Annotated in this window: 15 protein-coding genes; 10 read left to right on the top strand and 5 right to left on the bottom strand. The window is 52.0% G+C overall.

All coding sequences use genetic code 11. The features are described 5' to 3' along the window. Window positions 1-77: 77 nt before the first annotated feature. The 4 genes from P4D80_RS22810 to P4D80_RS22795 are packed head-to-tail and all read left to right on the top strand — an operon-like array spanning window position 78 to window position 2985. Window positions 78-734, top strand: a complete 657-nt coding sequence (locus tag P4D80_RS22810; protein ID WP_421656351.1) for a cysteine hydrolase family protein — start codon at window positions 78-80, stop codon at window positions 732-734. Further along, window positions 679-846, top strand: coding sequence for a hypothetical protein (locus tag P4D80_RS22805; protein WP_421656349.1), 168 nt, complete (start codon window positions 679-681; stop codon window positions 844-846). The genes P4D80_RS22810 and P4D80_RS22805 overlap by 56 nt, the downstream gene beginning before the upstream one ends. A 33-nt stretch (window positions 847-879) precedes the next feature. Then, window positions 880-1335 carry a cupin domain-containing protein gene (locus P4D80_RS22800; RefSeq protein ID WP_421656347.1) on the top strand — a complete coding sequence of 152 codons (456 nt, stop codon included), beginning with the start codon at window positions 880-882 and terminating at the stop codon, window positions 1333-1335. Between the two features lie 33 nt (window positions 1336-1368). Beyond that, window positions 1369-2985, top strand: a complete 1617-nt coding sequence (locus P4D80_RS22795) for a CocE/NonD family hydrolase (protein WP_421659587.1) — start codon at window positions 1369-1371, stop codon at window positions 2983-2985. 270 nt (window positions 2986-3255) lie between these two features. Here P4D80_RS22795 and P4D80_RS22790 read toward each other — a convergent pair whose 3' ends face one another. Next, the gene (locus P4D80_RS22790; RefSeq protein WP_421656346.1) at window positions 3256-3540 is read right to left on the bottom strand and encodes a DUF427 domain-containing protein; all 285 of its coding nucleotides are present in this window, start codon (window positions 3538-3540) and stop codon (window positions 3256-3258) included. A gap of 235 nt (window positions 3541-3775) precedes the next feature. Here P4D80_RS22790 and P4D80_RS22785 point away from each other — a divergent pair, with 235 nt between their 5' ends. The 3 genes from P4D80_RS22785 to argB all read left to right on the top strand — a co-directional run bounded on the left by P4D80_RS22785 (window position 3776) and on the right by argB (window position 7436). Beyond that, window positions 3776-5761 carry an AMP-dependent synthetase/ligase gene (locus P4D80_RS22785; protein ID WP_421656344.1) on the top strand — a complete coding sequence of 662 codons (1986 nt, stop codon included), beginning with the start codon at window positions 3776-3778 and terminating at the stop codon, window positions 5759-5761. A 135-nt stretch (window positions 5762-5896) separates the two neighbouring features. Next, window positions 5897-6346 carry a YlqD family protein gene (locus P4D80_RS22780; protein WP_421656343.1) on the top strand — a complete coding sequence of 150 codons (450 nt, stop codon included), beginning with the start codon at window positions 5897-5899 and terminating at the stop codon, window positions 6344-6346. A gap of 196 nt (window positions 6347-6542) precedes the next feature. Continuing rightward, window positions 6543-7436 (top strand): acetylglutamate kinase, encoded by an 894-nt coding sequence (argB, locus tag P4D80_RS22775; protein WP_421656342.1) that lies wholly within the window; start codon window positions 6543-6545, stop codon window positions 7434-7436. Here argB and queC read toward each other — a convergent pair. Both queC and P4D80_RS22765 read right to left on the bottom strand, forming a co-directional pair. After that, window positions 7419-8114: a 7-cyano-7-deazaguanine synthase QueC gene (queC, locus tag P4D80_RS22770; RefSeq protein ID WP_421656341.1), complete on the bottom strand. Its 696-nt coding sequence runs from the start codon at window positions 8112-8114 to the stop codon at window positions 7419-7421. The genes argB and queC overlap by 18 nt on opposite strands. A 228-nt stretch (window positions 8115-8342) precedes the next feature. After that, a complete protein-coding gene (locus P4D80_RS22765) occupies window positions 8343-8705 on the bottom strand; it encodes a DUF4058 family protein (RefSeq protein ID WP_421656339.1) in 363 nt (120 codons plus the stop codon). Window positions 8706-8838: 133 nt separating this feature from the next. Here P4D80_RS22765 and sat point away from each other — a divergent pair, with 133 nt between their 5' ends. Continuing rightward, window positions 8839-10023, top strand: coding sequence for a sulfate adenylyltransferase (sat, locus tag P4D80_RS22760; protein WP_421656338.1), 1185 nt, complete (start codon window positions 8839-8841; stop codon window positions 10021-10023). 313 nt (window positions 10024-10336) lie between these two features. Here the strand turns inward: sat and murQ are convergent, their stop codons facing one another. Both murQ and P4D80_RS22750 read right to left on the bottom strand, forming a co-directional pair. Next, window positions 10337-11263, bottom strand: a complete 927-nt coding sequence (gene murQ, locus P4D80_RS22755) for an N-acetylmuramic acid 6-phosphate etherase (RefSeq protein ID WP_421656336.1) — start codon at window positions 11261-11263, stop codon at window positions 10337-10339. A 255-nt stretch (window positions 11264-11518) separates the two neighbouring features. Beyond that, complete coding sequence (locus P4D80_RS22750; protein ID WP_421656334.1) at window positions 11519-11908, bottom strand: DUF3110 domain-containing protein; 390 nt, start codon at window positions 11906-11908, stop codon at window positions 11519-11521. A 648-nt stretch (window positions 11909-12556) separates the two neighbouring features. On the opposite strand from P4D80_RS22750, the gene P4D80_RS22745 reads away from it, so the two are divergent. Both P4D80_RS22745 and gcvT read left to right on the top strand, forming a co-directional pair. Beyond that, window positions 12557-16579, top strand: coding sequence for a DUF4347 domain-containing protein (locus tag P4D80_RS22745; RefSeq protein ID WP_421656332.1), 4023 nt, complete (start codon window positions 12557-12559; stop codon window positions 16577-16579). Window positions 16580-17000: 421 nt separating this feature from the next. Next, complete coding sequence (gene gcvT, locus P4D80_RS22740) at window positions 17001-18119, top strand: glycine cleavage system aminomethyltransferase GcvT (RefSeq protein ID WP_421656331.1); 1119 nt, start codon at window positions 17001-17003, stop codon at window positions 18117-18119.

Here is an 18119-nt window from a genome sequence, read left to right as displayed (position 1 = left end):
GGTTCTACCCCAACCCCCCTTGTTCACAAATAGCTTGTGAACGCTATAACAACCAACCACTAACAACTTTCCTGACCATGGACACACCTCTTCGGACTCTGGGAATTCCCCCCAATGCCTGGGCAGTGAATGCAGACATTGCAGACATTACCCGTCCGCCCCTGGAACCGCGACCCGTCACTTTAAAAACAGAAACGAAAACCCTGCGCCTGGATCTGGCAAAAACAGCCATGCTGGTCATCGACATGCAAAACGACTTTTGCCACCCCGATGGCTGGCTGGCCCATATTGGCGTCGATATTAACCCCGCTCGCACACCGATCGCGCCCCTCCAGAGATTGCTACCCGTTCTACGCAGTCTCCAGGTACCAGTGATTTGGGTGAACTGGGGCAACCGTCCTGACCTGCTGAATATCGGTGCCGGGTTGCGCCACGTCTACAATTCCACAGGCAACGGGGTCGGGTTGGGTGATCCCCTTCCGGCAAACGGTGCGCCCGTACTAATTAGGGATAGCTGGGCCGCCGCTGTGGTTAATGAACTGGAACAAAAACCGGAAGACATCCGGGTGGATAAGTACCGGATGAGCGGATTTTGGGACACGCCTCTCGATAGTATTCTCAAAAACCTGGGTAAGACAACGCTCCTTTTTTGGTGGAGTCAATGCCGACCAGTGTGTAATGGCAACGTTACAGGATGCCAATTTTCTGGGCTACGATTGCATTCTGGTGACTGATTGTGCTGCCACAACATCACCCGACTATTGCTGGCACGCAACCCTATACAACGTCAAACAGTGTTTTGGATTTGCAACGGATTCTTTCGCAATTTTGGATGCCGTTAAGTGAGCAACCCTCACTCATTTGTCAGGAGCACCTGTTATGGATTCTGCAAGCTGTGTGATTCCGGTGGTTAAATCTCCTAATGACTACCAGGCATTTCGTATCAGCCCCCAGGATACGAATCGTCTGGCGATCGTGTTTGATCCGCAATCGGCCAATATGTCACTTACGTTTTGTGTAGAGATTTTCGATGTGGGTGGCAAAACTCCTCCTAACCGGCATCAGCTTGCTGTAGAAATGTTCTTTGTCTTAAAGGGAGAGGGGTTAGCCACCTGTGATGGCAAAACGGTGCCCATTCGAGCAGGAGACAGTATTCTGGTACCGCCGACTGGAACCCACGAGATTCAAAATACGGGTTCTGAACGTTTGTATGCTTTGTGTATTATGGTGCCTAATGAAGATTTCGCCGAATTGATTCGCAGTGGTACCCCGGTCGAACTGGATGAAGAGGATTTGTTGGTGCTGAGGCGGGCTCCGTCGCCGGTGCTGTGTTAAATGTTCAAGGTTGGCCCTAAAGAAACAGTGTCGATGCTGACCCGGGATGGGGTGCGGCTGGATGCAGATGTTTACCGCCCGGATGCGGAGGGGCTGTTTCCGGTGTTGCTGATGCGACAGCCTTACGGGAGGGCGATCGCGTCTACTGTCGTTTATGCCCATCCCGTCTGGTATGCGGCTCACGGCTATATTGTGGTGATTCAAGATGTGCGTGGTCGTGGTACATCTGAGGGGAAGTTTCAGCTATTTGCCAATGAGATAGGGGATGGCTATGATGCGGTTAACTGGGCAGCCAGTCTTCCAGGCAGCACTGGGCAGGTTGGGATGTACGGATTCTCCTATCAGGGGATGACCCAGCTCTATGCCGCGATCGCCCAACCCCCTGCCTTGAAAACAATTTGTCCGGCGATGCTGGCCTATGACCTCTATACAGACTGGGCCTATGAGGGAGGGGCCTTTTGCCTTCAGACAAACCTGGGCTGGGCAGTTCAGCTAGCGGCTGAAACGGCTCGTTTGAAGGGGGATATGGAGTCTCACCAGACCCTGTCCACCGCTGCAAAGAATCTCACCTTTTGTGACCCGATTCCAACCCGCTCCGAAATTTTGAAAACACTGGCCCCCGATTCTTTCTACCACGAGTGGTTAGCCCATCCTGAACCGGAGGAATATTGGGACACACTCTCTCCCAGAATCCTTCTACAGGATGTGGACCTGCCCATGCTGCACATTGGGGGCTGGTTTGATACGTACATGCGTGGAACGCTCAACCTCTATAAAGCGATGGCCTGCCGCAGCCAATTCCGGCAACAACTCGTAGTGGGTCCCTGGGCTCATCTCCCTTGGGGACGCAAGGTGGGAGCGGTCGATTATGGAGAGGAGGCCGCAAGTCCATGCGATCGCCTCCAGATTCAGTGGTTCGACCACTTTCTCAAAGGCTCTAATACCAGCTTTGTAGACAATGCCCCCGTTTTGCTGTTTGAGATGGGCAGTAACACCTGGCGCTCCTTCAAAACCTGGAACGACAACCAGACGCCCTTTTACCTGGCAAGTACCGGGCTGGCCGGAATGGGCGATCGCGAAGGCTTGCTCCAGCCCACTCCCCCCACCTCGCAACCGATCCCCGATATCCTTGTCCATGACCCCTGGCGCCCCGTCCCTGCTCTCGGTGGTCACGCCGCCATTCCTTCCGGCCCCTTTGACCGTTCCAGCCTCGACTGTCGCACCGATATCCTCAAGTACACAACAGAACCCCTGAGTCATGACCTTTGCCTGGCGGGAGACATTATCGCGCTCATCTGCTGCACAGCAGACACTCCCAGCTTTGATCTCTGCGCTGTGCTGTCAGAAGTATTTCCAAATGGAAGTGTCTATCCCTTTAGCCAGGGGTATGTTCGGGTTAATCCAGGGGAGTCAACCAATCCCGTCAGGCTGGTCCTCCAGCCTACCTGTATTCGCCTCAAACAGGGGAATGCGCTTCGCCTCAGCCTTAGTGCGGCCTGCTTTCCAGCCTACCCTGTCAATGCAGGCACAGGGGCACCAGCAGGAGAAAGCCGGTTAATCGATCAGCAAATCATCACGGTTACAGTGTTTAGTGGGGGCGATCGCCCCTCTCAAGTTCTACTTCCTGTCCTGACGGAACAGTCGCCATGAGGTAACGGTTGGCATTTTTCCTCTAAAACTGCACATCTAAAGTGAATCCAGAAAGGATATCTTCGCCTGAGAGGGTGACTGGACATACAGACCATGAGTACAGCACGGCGGGAATACGGATACCATCCTGGCTCCCTCCTATTCCCCACTCCCCAACCCAATGGTTACTGGACTTATGCCATCGTCCACTGGTCCCTTAAAGAATGTGGCTAACTCAACTGAAAAACCCTGTAATAAAACACTTGATCATTCCCCACTTGTTACAACTCTTTAAGCCTCAACTTTTACTCCTCTCCAAAAGGCAACATATCCAGCAATCTTTTTGGCCGCATCTTTGGGTTCTGGGTAGTACCAGGCAGCGTTTTGATTCACCTGACCATTTACCTCAATATCGTAATAACTTGCAACGCCTTTCCAGGGGCAGGTGGTATGGGTATTGCTATCCTTGAAATACTCACGCTTAATGGTGTCGGGGGGGAAGTAATAATTCCCTTCAACAATTTCGTATTGGTTACTCTCAGCAAGAACGGCACCGTTCCAAACTGCTTTGGGCATAACTGTTCTCTCCCAATAAATACGCCAGGAAAAGCCTAACGAAGTTCAGGGTCAGGATGCAACGTTGAGAGGTTAGAAATACGAAGAACTGATCGCAGTTTTCTGGAAAAATCCAGCCAGAATCTGTTCTGTCCTTGAAAAGTTTTGAGGGTGATTGGGAAACGATAGGGTTGAATGAAAGGTGAATTCTGATCGTTAAGCCGTACAATCATCCTCAACTATCGGAGTAGCTGATATGAATAGCTCCCTCTCTTACCCGATGTCAGAGCTTGAACGTCAGAATTTGAAGCGTCTGGCAGACTATAGCCATGTTCAGTCTCTACCAGAGGTTTGGGCGATCGCAGCTCAACGCTTCAATCACAAAACTGCGCTCTATGACCCCCACTCCAGGCCCACAGTCAAGATTACCTACGCTCAGTTGTATGAGCAAATTCGGCAATTTGCGATCGGTTTGCAGATTCTGGGCATTCAACCAGGGGAACGGGTCGCCCTCTTTTCCGACAACAGCCCCCGCTGGTTCATTGCGGATCAGGGCATGATAACCGCCGGGGCCGCCAATGCCGTTCGCAGTTCACAGGCAGAGCGCGAGGAATTATTTTTCATTCTGGAACACAGTGGTTCAACCGGGCTGGTGGTAGAAGACCAGGCAACGCTGAAGAAATTGCGCGATCGCCTGACCAGTTTTCCCCTCAAATTTGTCATTTTGCTTTCTGACGAAACCCCCGACGAAAAAACGGAACTCAAAGTACTGAACTTTCCGCAGCTCATGGAGTTGGGGCAAAACCAGGACCTCCAACCCGTTAGCCAGAACCGGGGAACCCTGGCAACCCTGATTTACACCTCCGGCACCACTGGAAGACCAAAGGGCGTAATGCTGAGTCATGGTAACCTGCTGCATCAGGTCAACACCCTGGGAGCCGTCGTGCAGCCCCAACCCGAAAATCGTGTCCTCAGCATCCTGCCCACTTGGCACTCCTATGAACGCAGCGTGGAATACTTCCTGCTTTCCCAGGGCTGCACCCAGATCTACACCAGCATTCGCACCATCAAAAAAGACCTGAAGGAGTTTAAACCCCATTATATGGTCAGCGTCCCACGCATCTGGGAATCCGTTTACGAGGGGATTCAAAAGCAGTTCAAAGAGCAACCAGTCAAAAAACAGAAATTAATCCACTTCTTTCTGGGCCTCAGTCAGCGCTACATTGAAGCCCGCCGCCTGTGGCAAAATCTGGACCTGTTGCGTCAAGATCCATCTTTCCTGCAACGGTTAATTGCTGGTATTCAAGCCCTGATTCTCTATCCACTGCATGCGCTGGGAGAGAAAATTGTTTACAAGAAAGTGCGGGATGCGGTAACGGGTGGAGAATTCCGGCATGCCATCAGCGGCGGAGGTTCCCTGGCCAGGCACCTGGATGACTTTTTTGAAATCGTTGGCGTCAGCGTATTGGTTGGCTATGGCTTGACTGAAACATCCCCAGTCACCAATGCCCGTCGCCCCTGGCGTAACCTGCGTGGCTCATCCGGTCAGCCTATTCCTGGTACAGAAATTCGCATTGTTGACCCCGATACCCACCGCACCCTTACTCCCGGCCAGAAGGGGCTGGTACTGATTCGGGGGCCCCAGGTGATGCAGGGCTATTACAAAAATCCAGAAGCCACCCAAAAGGCCATTGACCCTGACGGATGGTTTGACAGCGGCGACCTGGGCTGGGTTACCCGTGAAAACGATCTGGTACTGACGGGGCGGGCTAAAGACACGATTGTATTAACGAATGGCGAAAACATTGAGCCGCAGCCGATTGAAGATGCCTGTCTGCGCAGTCCCTATATTACCCAAATTATGCTCGTTGGGCAGGATCAGAAGGCTTTAGGAGCCCTGATTGTGCCCAATCTGGATGCCCTGAGGGAGTGGGCAGCCGCTCAAGGGCTTCACCTGGAACTACCAGAAGGAAGTCCAGAGCCCGAATCTACCCCAACTCCCCATTCTCCATCCTCCACCCTTGGCCTCGACAGCAAGCCTGTTCAAGACCTGATTCGCCAAGAACTGAACCGGGAAGTTCAGAATCGCCCCGGGTACCGCCCGGACGATCGCATCGGTCCCTTCCGCCTTATCCTGGAACCCTTCACTATAGAAAACGGGTTGCTCACCCAGACCTTAAAAATTCGTCGGAATGTCGTTATGGATCGCTACCAGGGTATGATTGACGAGATGTTTGTTTAATCCAAAGTAATTCATTTGCACGGTTTCGTCGGTCGTGTGCTCCCCCACTGACGGTAATCGCATCGTCAGCGGGTACCGATCCCGGCGAGCATGTATCTACCGTTTTCCTCACACCCTTTCCTTGACGAAACGTTTATGGATGTATCTCAGTCTCACCTGCTCTTAAGACGCGCAGTAAATGTAAAAGCGATCGTCACTCCCCGCTGGAAGGAGGAGGCACAACAGCAACTGCAAGCCCAGATCAATCAACTTGACAATCAGCTACAGCAGTTGGAAATGCAGGGACAGCGTATGATTGCTGAAATCGAGAAGCAGACCCTGAAACCAATGCCTCCCGAAGTAAAACAGCAGATCGAAAACATTCAGATGCAGGTGAACCAGAAGAAAAGCGAACTGTTAGAGCAAAAAAATCAAATTTTGCAGCAACTTCAGCAAGTTCAAATGCTGGAGTTAAACCAGGAAGTCAACCAGGGGCAAATCGACAGCATTTTTCGAGTGGAAGTGGGCGACAACCTGATCGAAAAAATGCAGGTAGAAGTTCTGCTGGAGGATGGTGTAGTTAAAGACATTCGTGGCGCGCTGTAGAGCCGCCGAGCCATTGGCTATTTGCTCCTAGCCTGGTACAAACGCGATCGCCAGAACGGCGCCACTACTGGATGATGTTTTAGATCGGGGGGCGGGGTAAGTGGAAGGGAGATCGCCGAATTGTTGCAATTGAGAGTGTGGATGGGTGCAGTTTCCACTACACTGCGTATGATCTGTTTCAATTCTCCTGCGACCCATGACTACCACCCACGAATATATCCAGGAAGCTGAAGCAACTAGAGTCCGGATTCTCAGCGAAGCCTTGCCTTACATTCAGCAACTATCCGGCAAGACGGTTGTTGTCAAATATGGCGGCGCCGCCATGAAGGACAGTCACCTGAAGGATAAGGTGATCCGGGATGTCGTGCTGATGTCCTGTGTGGGAATCCGTCCGGTGGTTGTGCATGGAGGTGGACCGGAAATCAATGCCTGGTTGGATAAACTGGGCATTGAACCCCAGTTTAAAAATGGGCTGCGGGTAACGGATGCGCCGACGATGGATGTAGTGGAAATGGTCTTGGTGGGGCGGGTGAATAAGGAACTGGTCGCCCTGATTAACCAGGCAGGCGGGAAAGCTGTGGGACTCTGCGGTAAGGATGCTAACCTGATTAAGGCTCGTCCAGCAGACCACGAAGGAATTGGCTTTGTGGGAGAAGTGACCAGTGTTGACACCAGGATTTTGGAATCTTTGGTCAGCAGTGGTTATATTCCAGTGGTGTCCAGTGTGGCGGCGGACAATACCGGGCAGGCATACAATATCAACGCTGATACTGTTGCAGGGGAAATTGCTGCCGCCTTAGGGGCAGAGAAATTGATTCTGTTAACCGATACGGCTGGAATCTTGAGGGATTACAAGGACCTGTCTACCCTGATTCCAAAATTAGATATTCAGGAAGCACGAAAGCTGATTGAGACGGGGGTTGTGTCGGGCGGGATGATTCCAAAGGTGAATTGCTGTGTGCGATCGCTGGCTCAGGGAGTCCGTGCTGCCCATATTATTGACGGTCGCCTGCCCCACTCTCTCCTGCTCGAAATTTTTACCGATTCTGGAATCGGTTCTATGATCGTGGCATCAGAGTTTATGGCTTAGGTTTCGAGCCGTCGGTGTTGCTAGATCGGGACATCCAGCTTCAATTAAGGCGCGATCGCGAATTCGGCAGGAATCACAGACCCCACAGGGTTTATCTCCTCCCTGGTAGCACGACCAGGTGGTTGCAATAGGCACACCCAATTTCAATGCCCGCCGCACAATATCCACCTTTGAATCCATCACTAAGGGCGCAACCAGGCGTGGGGCTTTGCCTTCCAGTCCTGCTCTTGAGGAAAGGGTAGCGAGGTGCTGGTAAACCTCCAGGTATTCGGGTCGGCAGTCGGGGTAGCCTGAATAATCTACTGCATTGATACCCAGGTAAATGGCCTTGGCTTCTTTGGCTTCCGCAAGGGAAAGGGCGATCGCCAGAAACACCGTATTTCTTCCCGGCACGTAGGTCACGGGAATCACTCCCGGCTGCACGCCATCGGTTGGCACCTCAATTGCATCATCCGTTAAAGCAGAACCACCCCACTGGGACAGGTTCACATCTACGACAAAATGTTCTTGAATTCCCAGATACTCTGCCACCCGCTTGGCAGCGATCAGTTCCTTCTTGTGGCGTTGGCCATAGTTGAGCGAAAGCGCAATTACATCGTAACCATCGGCGATCGCCTGAGCTGCCGAGGTTGCAGAATCCAACCCGCCCGAAAGTAACACAACTGCTTTGGGTTTCATTATCATTCACTGTATTAAACCTGCCAGTAGCTATTATGAAATGTCTGTAGCAACGGCATAAAAAGTAAGTTAAGGGAAAGGCCCTATGGTGGAGTACTTTCCACCTGCTCCATGTTTTCCCAGCTCCTAATCCGTGGCCCCCTCCCTAGTGGTTCACCAAAGGAACTCTGCCTGGTTATCTAAACCCAGAAAGACCAATTTAGGAGGTTTTGAAGGGTTTGCAATCCTTCAAAATCTGCTTGGCAGACTACCAGTCGCAACCTCTCGAATTTCCGGATAGCCCTCTCGAAATTCCACAGGCATTGGCATTGTTACGTCGACTGGTATAGCTGGAGATGATGCGATCGCAATACTCGCTGAAGTTTGATCACTTGAGGTACGTGACCGCTCCACCGTCACGTCTGGAATACCTACCAACAAAGCATCTTCTCCACTCATCTGGTATACCCACTTTTCAATGGCTGCCCGGTATTTGGGCAACAGTTGCGGATTCAATGTTTCAGCCAGAATCCCAATCAACAGGTGGTGAACCTCTGTCCAAAGTTCAGAATTCTCCAGATAGGGGTTCATGCCTGGAAATGGAGAAGGCATCGATTACCTCATAGGTCAGGCTATCCCATTTTAGTCACTAAACTGCGGTCTTCTCACCCCAATGCCCCCCTGGCCTAGTAGGATTGATTTGTGAACAAAATCTAAAGTTGGCAATTCAAAATCAGCAACTTCCATGACTCATCCAGACAGCATTGCTCCCCACGGTGGCACCCTGATTAACCGCATCGCCACACCTGACCAGCGGGCAGAATTTCTTGATAAAGCTGAGTACCTACCCAACGTGCAACTGGATACGCGGGCAGTTTCTGATCTAGAGATGATTGCGATCGGTGGGTTTAGCCCTCTCATTGGATTTATGGAGAAAGCTGACTACGATCGCGTCGTCAACGATATGCATCTGGCAGATGGCCTGCCCTGGTCAATTCCCATTACCCTTTCGGTCACTGAAGAGGTAGCAGCACCGCTGAAAGAAGGCAGTCTGGTGCGTCTGGATAATCCCCATGGTCACTTCATTGGCGTGCTGCAACTGACCCAGAAGTATCACTACGACAAACGCCACGAAGCGTTAATGGTTTACCGTACCAATGAAGAGAAGCATCCCGGTGTTGCCGTAGTCTACCAGCAGGGGCCTGTCAATCTGGCGGGTCCAGTCTGGTTACTTCAACGGGACCCTGACCCACGCTTTCCTACCTATCAAATCGACCCGGCAGAGTCACGTATACTGTTTCGGGACAAGGGTTGGAAAACCATTGTCGGTTTTCAGACCCGCAACCCCATCCACCGGGCCCACGAATACATCATCAAATGTGCCCTCGAAATTGTGGATGGTCTGTTTCTCCATCCCCTGGTAGGAGCGACGAAGGAAGATGATATTCCGGCTGACGTGCGGATGAACTGCTACGAAATTATGCTGGAACACTACTTTCCGAAGGAGCGGGTGATTCTGGCAATTAATCCAGCGGCAATGCGGTATGCAGGACCTCGAGAGGCGATCTTCCACGCCTTAGTTCGAAAAAATTACGGTTGTACTCACTTTATTGTTGGGCGTGATCATGCAGGTGTGGGCGACTATTATGGCACCTACGATGCCCAGCATATCTTTGACGAGTTCAATCCAGATGAGTTAGGCATTACGCCTCTGAAATTTGAACACGCCTTTTACTGCCTGCGCACAAAGCAAATGGCAACCACGAAGACCAGCCCTAGTACACGGGAAGAACGAATTCATCTTTCCGGGACAAAGGTGCGGGAGATGTTGCGTCGGGGTGAGTTACCGCCGCCAGAGTTTTCCCGTCCAGAAGTGGCGGCTGAACTGGCAAGAGCCATGCAAGTTCAGGAAATTAGCTACGAAATTTGAAATGTTGAGCCCACGCAGATAAGTAGCCAGTGCAGGATGGCAGAAATCACGGTTCAGTTGTGATGGGGATGGGGGGATAGGGGGATGGGTAGATGAGGGGTCATCCAAACAACTGGCGAGAAACTTCTGCCATGAAACACTAGGGGTTCACCAAAGGAACTTTAGCCGGGATTCCATCCCTGCACCCCGTCCTAAGCCTGGTGGCTATAGCTTTATCGGGTTCCAACTCAGTGTGCTGGAACAATACCCTGACGCTAGAGAATCAACGTGAAGAACCTGTAAAGAGAGGTTGAGAAACGTGTGACAGGTAGAATTAAGGGAGATGGTTTCCTTGATTAACCGAATTCAGAGCTTTTCTCAAATTTCCCTGGTGCTCTGCCAGTAAGCGATCGCCCGCTTCCTTTTCTAATCCTGTCCAGTGCATCAGGAGGGCTAGTTTGACCTGGCGTCCGCTGTGTTCAAGCAAATAGCCTGCCTCTTCCCGGCTCAGGCCAGTGAGGTCACACAGAATTCGGATGGCGCGATCGTGAAGTTTTTTATTCGTCACAGCCACATCCACCATGCGATTCCCGTAGACCTTGCCCAGTTGTACCATCGTCCCGGTTGAGAGAATGTTGAGCGCCAGCTTGGTGACGGTTCCCGCTTTGAGTCGGGTAGAACCTGCCAGCACTTCGGGACCCACCAGCAGGCGAATGTCCACATCAACCTGGACGCTGACCTGCTCCGCTGAAACACAGGCAATAAAAATGGTTGTGGCACCCCGCTGGCGAGCGGCTTTCAGGGCACCGTGAACGTAAGGAGTGGTACCGCCTGCGGTGATGCCGACTACCACATCCTGGTTTGTAATCTGATGATGGGCGATCGCCTCTGCTCCATCTTCTGCCCGGTCTTCCAATTCTTCTGAACTGCGCACCAGGGCAGCAGTCCCTCCCGCAATAATGCCCTGCACCTGCTCTGGTGACGTACAGAAGGTGGGAGGACATTCCGCTGCATCCAGTACACCCAGGCGTCCACTTGTGCCTGCGCCAACGTAGAATAGCCGTCCGCCCTGGCGGAGGGCCTCAGCCGTTCGGTCAATTGCCCTGGCCAGTTCCCGTCGAACCTGGGCGATCGCTGCAATCACCTTGGCATCTTCCCGGTTAAACAGGTCAACCAGTTCCAGCGAGCTCAATTGATCCAGATTATGACTATCTGGATTGGCCTGCTCCGTCAACAGATGCCCACGTTCCGTAATGTCCATTTTCTATCCTTGCTTTTTACAGCACGTTGCTGATTTTAGGGATCTATAATTTTAGGGATCTATAGCTATAGCCACCAGGCTTAGGACAGGGGACAGGGGTGGAACCTCTGGCTGGGGGCTTCGCCCCACACCCCCTTTAAAGCCAATGTCCTGAGCAACCTGGCGACAGCTATAAAAAGTGCTAGATGCTTGATGGAAACCTGGTTCCAAATTATCCCGTTATTGAGCAATACCTTTTACAGAAGCCCTTCCAACTTACAGAAGCCCTTCTAACTGTCGCCGAATCCGCTCTAACTCAGCATCGGCAATGGGTTTCGGGGGAGCTTCTTCGGGTCGCCAATCGGTTTCTTCAACGTTCGTTTCGGGGGGAACCATGAGCAGGCGATCGGCATCACTCTGGGGCACAAAGCCTTTAGGTACCAGTTGGCAATCATACCCGGCGCTTTGACAAAACTCTTCAATTTCTTCTTGCTCCATCGCTTCGATAGTTGGGGATGGAAAGTCCTGGGCTTCCAGCAAGAGGGCATAACGGGTTGCGTCGTCTTCTTCCTCAAACATCAGCACCCAGTTTTGCTCGCCAATCCGAATCGTATGGATGCCTTCGTTTTCTGTTCTGGCATTAAACAGTAGGACAAAAACCTGCATGGGTATCAATTTCTCTCAACTATCGTTACTTAATCTTAATGATGGTCCAGACTCAATCTTAATCAAGTTCCAGACTAGTAGTCCGTCAGGATAGATTTGAGCTACCCCTCAAATCTATAAAATCCATTTCCAGGGTGTTTTAAGGGTTTTCAACCCCTCAAAACAGTCTTGACAGACCACTAGATTAATGGATTTGTGGGCATTGCTGAATCTAAGGATGAAAAAAGGTGCTGGATGCTTGAGACTTCGCTTCAATTCATCCCGCTTTTCAGCAACGCTGATTTGTGGATGCGGGAAGGGGAAAGGACCAGGGACTAGAGGCTAAGAGGGTTGTTAGTTGTTGGTTGTTAGTTGTTAGAGGGGAGGAGGGGGGAAAGGCGTGGGTAGGTGGAGGGGTGGAGGGGTGGATGAGTTCTGAGTTCTGAGTGATCTCCCAGCTCCTGCCTCCTCCCTAACCCCCCAGCCCCTTCATAGATTACATCACTCTTTGAACTTGCCGTAAATTTACGGAAAAGCTGTCCTGCGTTTCATCTCTTTTATGGAGTAGAGGAATACACCTGAGAAAGAGAGGTTACTCTGGTTAATTTTTCATTAAGAGGAGTTATTTGAGGATGAATCCATTGAAGCTCAGTGATTAGTGGGTGTTTATTGACTGGTTCAATTGTTTTGGGGGATGCGATCGTGGAATTAATAAAATCTTGTGCTTTTTTTAACACTTCATCTTTCAGGTATTCGTCGTTTGAACTTGATTCCACCTTACCCCACGCTTGTAGTTCAGAACTTGCCTCCCTGCGATGGAAACTGGGCTGGCAAACTTCCAGCGACGGGGCTGCCACCAGTCTGGTCTTTGTCGATGCGGGAGTTGGTAATTACCAGAGTCTGCTGACCAACCTGAAGCCAGGAACTGAGGTCTACTGGCTCAATCCGTGGCAGGATGCTGTTCAGCAAATTACCCAAACTTTGCTTGGACGGAGTGGAGTCTCCAGCATTCAGATTATCTCCCACGGATCAGCAGGCAGTTTACAACTGGGGGGCGGTGGTCTAAGTCTGGGCAACCTCCACCATTATTCCAGTCAGTTACAGTCCTGGTCGGGGGCGCTGACTGCCGATGCGGATATTCTCCTTTATGGCTGCAATGTGGCGGCGGCTGAGGACGGGCTGATGTTTGTGCAACAACTTGTCCAGATGACAGGTGCAGATGTTGCGGCCAGCATTGACCTGACAGGAACCAGTACGTTGGGTGGAGACTGGGACCTGGAAGTCAGTACGGGAAGCATTGAGTCGGCTTTTGCTTTCAATCCAGCAGATTATATGGGACTGCTGGCCAGCCCGGTGATTACGTTGCCGGGAGGGGCGATCGCGTACACCGAAAACACTGCGCCAGTGCTAATTGATACCAGTGCAACGGTTGCGGACAGGGACAATCCTGCCAGCTTTAACAACGGAACGTTGACAGTTAGCATTGTGGCAGGTGGTACGGCTTCAGATCGTCTTGCCATTCGTAATCAGGGCAATAGTGCCGGACAAATCGGGTTAGACGGTCGAATTATCAATTTTAGTGGTACGCAGATTGGTACCTTTACAGGGGGCATCGGCACTGAAAATTTGGTGATTAGCCTGAATAGTGCAGCGACCCCCACTGCCGTTACAGCTTTGTTGCGCAACCTGACCTATTCCAATGTTTCGGATAATTTGCCAGCGATTGGCGATCGCACCCTATCCATTGTCTTAAACGATGGCGCCGGAGAACTCAGCACCCCTGCCACCAAAACAGTCAATGTGAGTGGAATTAACGACACTCCGTTCATTGGCAGTCCGCTCACCCTATACGATGGGACGGCCAACCTGCTGATAACAGCTGCTGGTTCCGCTCCCGGAGGTCCCTGGTTTGATTACCGAGATACCTCTGCGTTGAGAGGCACTGCGAACCAGTCGGCTGGTAGCGGTGGCACTACCCTGACTACTGATATTCCAATCTCTGCCGGATATAGCAATTACCGCTTCACTCAACAAAGCACCAGCCTGACCAACATTACATTCATTCCCAGTCAGATTAACCCCACCACGTTTCCAACCCTTGATCGCAATGCGGGTTACGTTCTCAGCTTTAGTACTCAGGTTAATCGTGAAACCCGCAGCACCTCTGCCAATAAGAACAACGATGGTAAGGACGATCGCGCTGGCTTCAGTGTCATCGTGATCGGCAATGACTTGAGAGGGATTGAGCTTGGTTTCTGGGAAAACCGGATCTGGGCCCAGGAAGATGGCACATCTCAAACCAATCCAGCTTTAGAACCCGATAGCGCTCCTGCCAGCAATTTCCGCACCCTGTTTACCCAGGCAGAGTTTGTAGAGGTCAACACAACGGCTCTCACTAGCTACAATCTGGCAATCCTAGGAAATTCCTACACCCTTTTTGGCAATGGTACTCCGCTGCTGAGTGGCAGCCTGCGGGACTATACCGCCTTTGTACCACCAACTTTGTCAATTCCACCTTTCCAGGTCACGCTACCCGATCTCTACTCCCTGCCCAACTTTATCTTTTTTGGCGATAACACTCCTTCTGCCGCAGCTTCATTTAAGATTAATGCCGTTTCTCTGGCAACCAATGCTCCCCTTCCGACCCAAACGGTTAATGAAGACACACCGCTAGTGCTGCCACGGGCATTCGTCGGTGACATCGATGCAGGCAGCAACAGTGTCACCGTTACCCTCTTAGCCACCAATGGTACTGTGACCGTCAATGCAAGTGTGCCGGGTGGGTTAACTGGTGGCAATATTTCTGGCAATGGCACCTCATCGGTGACACTCACGGGAAGCCTGACGCAAATTAATGCCACGCTTAATGGATCCGCCGCATTAACCTACCAGGGAAATCCCAATTTCTTTGGGGCTGATACCCTGACGATCGCCGTGAATGACGGAGGCGCAACGGGTGGTTTGGCTCAGACCACAACCCGGCCCCTGACGATCAACGTTAACCCGGTGAACGACCGCCCCAGTTTCACCGCACTGAATCCTCCCGCCGCTAATTTCAACAGTGGGCTACAAACCATTCCCAACTGGGCCACCTTTAACCCTGGGGCAGCCAACGAAAATACCCAGACGGCAACCTACATCGTCAACAACATTTCCAATCCCAGCCTGTTTGCCCCTGGAGGAGCCCCGGCGATCGCGGCCAACGGCACCCTTACCTATATCCCAGCAACAGGGGTTTCCGGCACTTCCACCTTCCAGGTGACGGTTCAAGATAACGGCGGCACGGCCAATGGTGGGCAAAACACCTCAGTCACTCAAACCTTCACCATTACTGTCAATCCCTCTCTCGTTACCAACAGTGCCCCCGTGCTGAACAATTCCGGCAATCCCACCCTGAACTCGGTGATTCGGAACAGCCTGAATCCGGCTGGCACCTACGTTTCCACCCTGATTTCTCGCCTGGCAGGAATTACTGACGCAGATGCAGGGGCGCTGCGGGGAATTGCCATTACCGGCGTTGATAACACCAATGGTCAATGGCAGTTTTCGACGAATGGCGGCGTCACCTGGACGAATTTTGGCACGCCCACCAGTGCGATCGCCCGCCTGCTTGCCGATGCACCTGGTAACCGCATCCGCTTTGTACCCAACACCGGCTACCTGGGCAATGCCAGCATTACCTTCCGCGCCTGGGATCAGACCACGGGGAGCAACGGAGAAACCGCCAACACCAGCAGCAATGGTGGCTCTACGGCCTTCAGCACTGCCACAGAAACCGCAACGATTACTGTAACTACGCCATCCGCTGCAAACTCAGACTTTAACGGCGATGGCTTTGCCGATCTGCTCTGGCGAAATCAGGTAACGGGCGGAAATGTCCTCTGGCTGTTTGATGAAAATGGATTCAATGTCTCCGTTCCACTGTTGCCAGTTGACCCCAACTTCACCGTCGAAGCCACCAAAGATCTGGATGGGGATGGTTACGTCGATATTTTCTGGCGCAACCAGGTAACTGGCGAAAATGTTCTCTGGCTCATGAATGGTGTCACGCTTAAGTCTTTTGTCAACCTGTTTCCCGTTGCCCCAGGTTGGCGGATTGCAGCGGCTGAAGATTTTGACAACGATAACTCCATCGACTTCTTCTGGCGGAATCAGTGGACAGGTGAAAATGTCTTCTGGAAGATGAACGGCATCAATTTTCAATCCTTTGTCAATCTTTTCCCGGTTGCCCCCAACTGGACGGTGGCTGCTGCCAGGGACTTTGACAACAATGGTTCCCTGGACATTCTCTGGCGCAATCAGGCGACAGGCGAAAACGTGATCTGGAAAATGAATGGGTTTTCCTTTGGTTCTTTCGTCAGTCTGTTCCCGGTTGCCCCCAATTGGGCGATCGCCGTTGCCGAAGATTTTAATGGCGATGGTTTCGTGGACTTCCTCTGGCGCAACCAGACAACAGGGGAGAACGTAATCTGGAAAATGAACGGTCTATCCTTTGATTCCTTTGTGAACCTGTTCCCGGTTACGCCCAGCCTGGCGATCGCCACAGCCAGAGACCTGAACAAAGATGGTTCCCTAGAGATTGTCTGGCGTAACCAGGCAACCGGCGAAAATGTGGTCTGGGTAATGGACGATTTCTCCCTCGAATCCTACTTCAACCTGTCGCCAATTGGCCCCAATTGGAAGTTAGTTTAAGAAAGAAGGCGTTGCTGAAAAGCAGTATAGCGATAGTCATGATGGTTAGGACGGGGTGCAGGGGTAGAACCCCCCTGCCTGGGGGCGCAGCCCCAACTCCCTCTCTAATTCCAATGTCCTAACGCACCCGCGTAGAGCTATATGAATCGAAACAAAGTTTCGAGCATACAGCACCTATTGCATACCCAAATTCAGCAACGTCAGAAAGAAAGAAGAAAGAGAAGCCAGGAGTCAGGAGCCAGGAGGGAAGAGGCGCAGGAGTAGGCGAGTGGGGGTGTAATGGAGCCTGAATGTAAAAAGCAATCCCCCTATCCTCCCATCCACTCGTCTACCCCTCACTCACTTAACTAGCAACTAACAACTGACAACTTAACCAACTGCTATAGGATGAGAATGTTCGTCTGCTTTGGAATTCAGACTTGTGACTCAATCCGATGCTGCTTCGTTAGCGCGTACTCCTCTCTATGACCTCTGCTTAGAACTCAATGCCCGAATGACCGAGTTCTCTGGCTGGGAAATGCCTGTCCAGTACAGTGGTATTTCCCGCGAACATCAGGCAGTAAGAACAGCGGCCGGCATGTTCGATATTTCCCACATGGGCAAGTTTCGGCTGACGGGTAAGAATGTGCTGGAGCAGATCCAACGCCTGGTTCCCTCCGACCTGAGTCACTTACAGCCTGGTCAAGCGCAATACACCGTTTTGCTCAATCCCCAGGCTGGCATTGTAGACGACCTGATTTTCTACTATCAGGGTGAGGATGGTGGGGGAAGTCAGCGCTGGGTGGTGATTGTGAATGCGGCCACTACGCAGAAAGATCAGGACTGGATGAAGTCCAACCTGGATCTAAGCCAGATGGAATTCCAGGATTGCTCTGGGGCGAATACGTTAATTGCGGTGCAGGGTCCCGACGCGGTTCGCTACCTGCAATCCTTTGTGGCAGAAGATCTGTCAGCCGTTAAACCCTTTGGGCACCTGGAAGGCACGGTTCTGGGGCAACCGGGCTTTCTGGCTCGCACTGGCTATACAGGGGAAGACGGATTTGAGGTGATGACGGCCCCAGAAACGGGCCGGGAATTGTGGCGATCGCTCCTCCAGGTGGGCGTCATCCCCTGTGGCCTCGGTGCCCGCGATACCCTGCGTCTGGAAGCTGCCATGGCGCTTTACGGACAGGATATTGATGATTCCACAACTCCTTTGGAAGCTGGGCTTGGCTGGCTTGTCCATCTCGATACCAAAGGCGAATTTATCGGACGACCAGTTCTGGAAAAACAAAAGCAGGATGGGGTACAGCGACGGCTAGTAGGGCTGCAAATGCAGGGACGCAATATTGCCCGCCACGGTTATCCGGTTTATGTCGATGGCAAACCTGTGGGGGAAGTCACCAGTGGCACCCAGTCGCCCACCCTGGGGGTTGCGATCGCCCTGGCTTACGTTCCTACCCCCCTTTCCAAACTCGATCAAATTCTGGAAGTCGAAATTCGGGGTAAACTCTATCCGGCAGTTGTTGTCAAACGCCCTTTCTATCGAAGAGTGAAGTAG

It is taken from the genome of Leptothermofonsia sp. ETS-13 (genome assembly GCF_049200465.1).
Lineage (GTDB): Bacteria > Cyanobacteriota > Cyanobacteriia > Leptolyngbyales > Leptolyngbyaceae > Leptothermofonsia.
This window is presented reverse-complemented; position numbering and strand designations above follow the sequence as displayed.

Excerpts from the sequence above, each read along its gene's own strand:
- murQ (WP_421656336.1), bottom strand. The coding sequence starts at position 11,263 with ATGGACATTACGGAACGTGGGCATCTGTTGACGGAGCAGGCCAATCCA.
- argB (WP_421656342.1), top strand. The coding sequence starts at position 6,543 with ATGACTACCACCCACGAATATATCCAGGAAGCTGAAGCAACTAGAGTC.
- P4D80_RS22785 (WP_421656344.1), top strand. The coding sequence starts at position 3,776 with ATGAATAGCTCCCTCTCTTACCCGATGTCAGAGCTTGAACGTCAGAAT.
- P4D80_RS22790 (WP_421656346.1), bottom strand. The coding sequence starts at position 3,540 with ATGCCCAAAGCAGTTTGGAACGGTGCCGTTCTTGCTGAGAGTAACCAA.
- P4D80_RS22765 (WP_421656339.1), bottom strand. The coding sequence starts at position 8,705 with ATGCCTTCTCCATTTCCAGGCATGAACCCCTATCTGGAGAATTCTGAA.
- P4D80_RS22800 (WP_421656347.1), top strand. The coding sequence starts at position 880 with ATGGATTCTGCAAGCTGTGTGATTCCGGTGGTTAAATCTCCTAATGAC.
- queC (WP_421656341.1), bottom strand. The coding sequence starts at position 8,114 with ATGAAACCCAAAGCAGTTGTGTTACTTTCGGGCGGGTTGGATTCTGCA.
- P4D80_RS22795 (WP_421659587.1), top strand. The coding sequence starts at position 1,369 with ATGCTGACCCGGGATGGGGTGCGGCTGGATGCAGATGTTTACCGCCCG.
- P4D80_RS22810 (WP_421656351.1), top strand. The coding sequence starts at position 78 with ATGGACACACCTCTTCGGACTCTGGGAATTCCCCCCAATGCCTGGGCA.
- sat (WP_421656338.1), top strand. The coding sequence starts at position 8,839 with ATGACTCATCCAGACAGCATTGCTCCCCACGGTGGCACCCTGATTAAC.
- P4D80_RS22750 (WP_421656334.1), bottom strand. The coding sequence starts at position 11,908 with ATGCAGGTTTTTGTCCTACTGTTTAATGCCAGAACAGAAAACGAAGGC.
- P4D80_RS22805 (WP_421656349.1), top strand. The coding sequence starts at position 679 with ATGGCAACGTTACAGGATGCCAATTTTCTGGGCTACGATTGCATTCTG.
- P4D80_RS22780 (WP_421656343.1), top strand. The coding sequence starts at position 5,897 with ATGGATGTATCTCAGTCTCACCTGCTCTTAAGACGCGCAGTAAATGTA.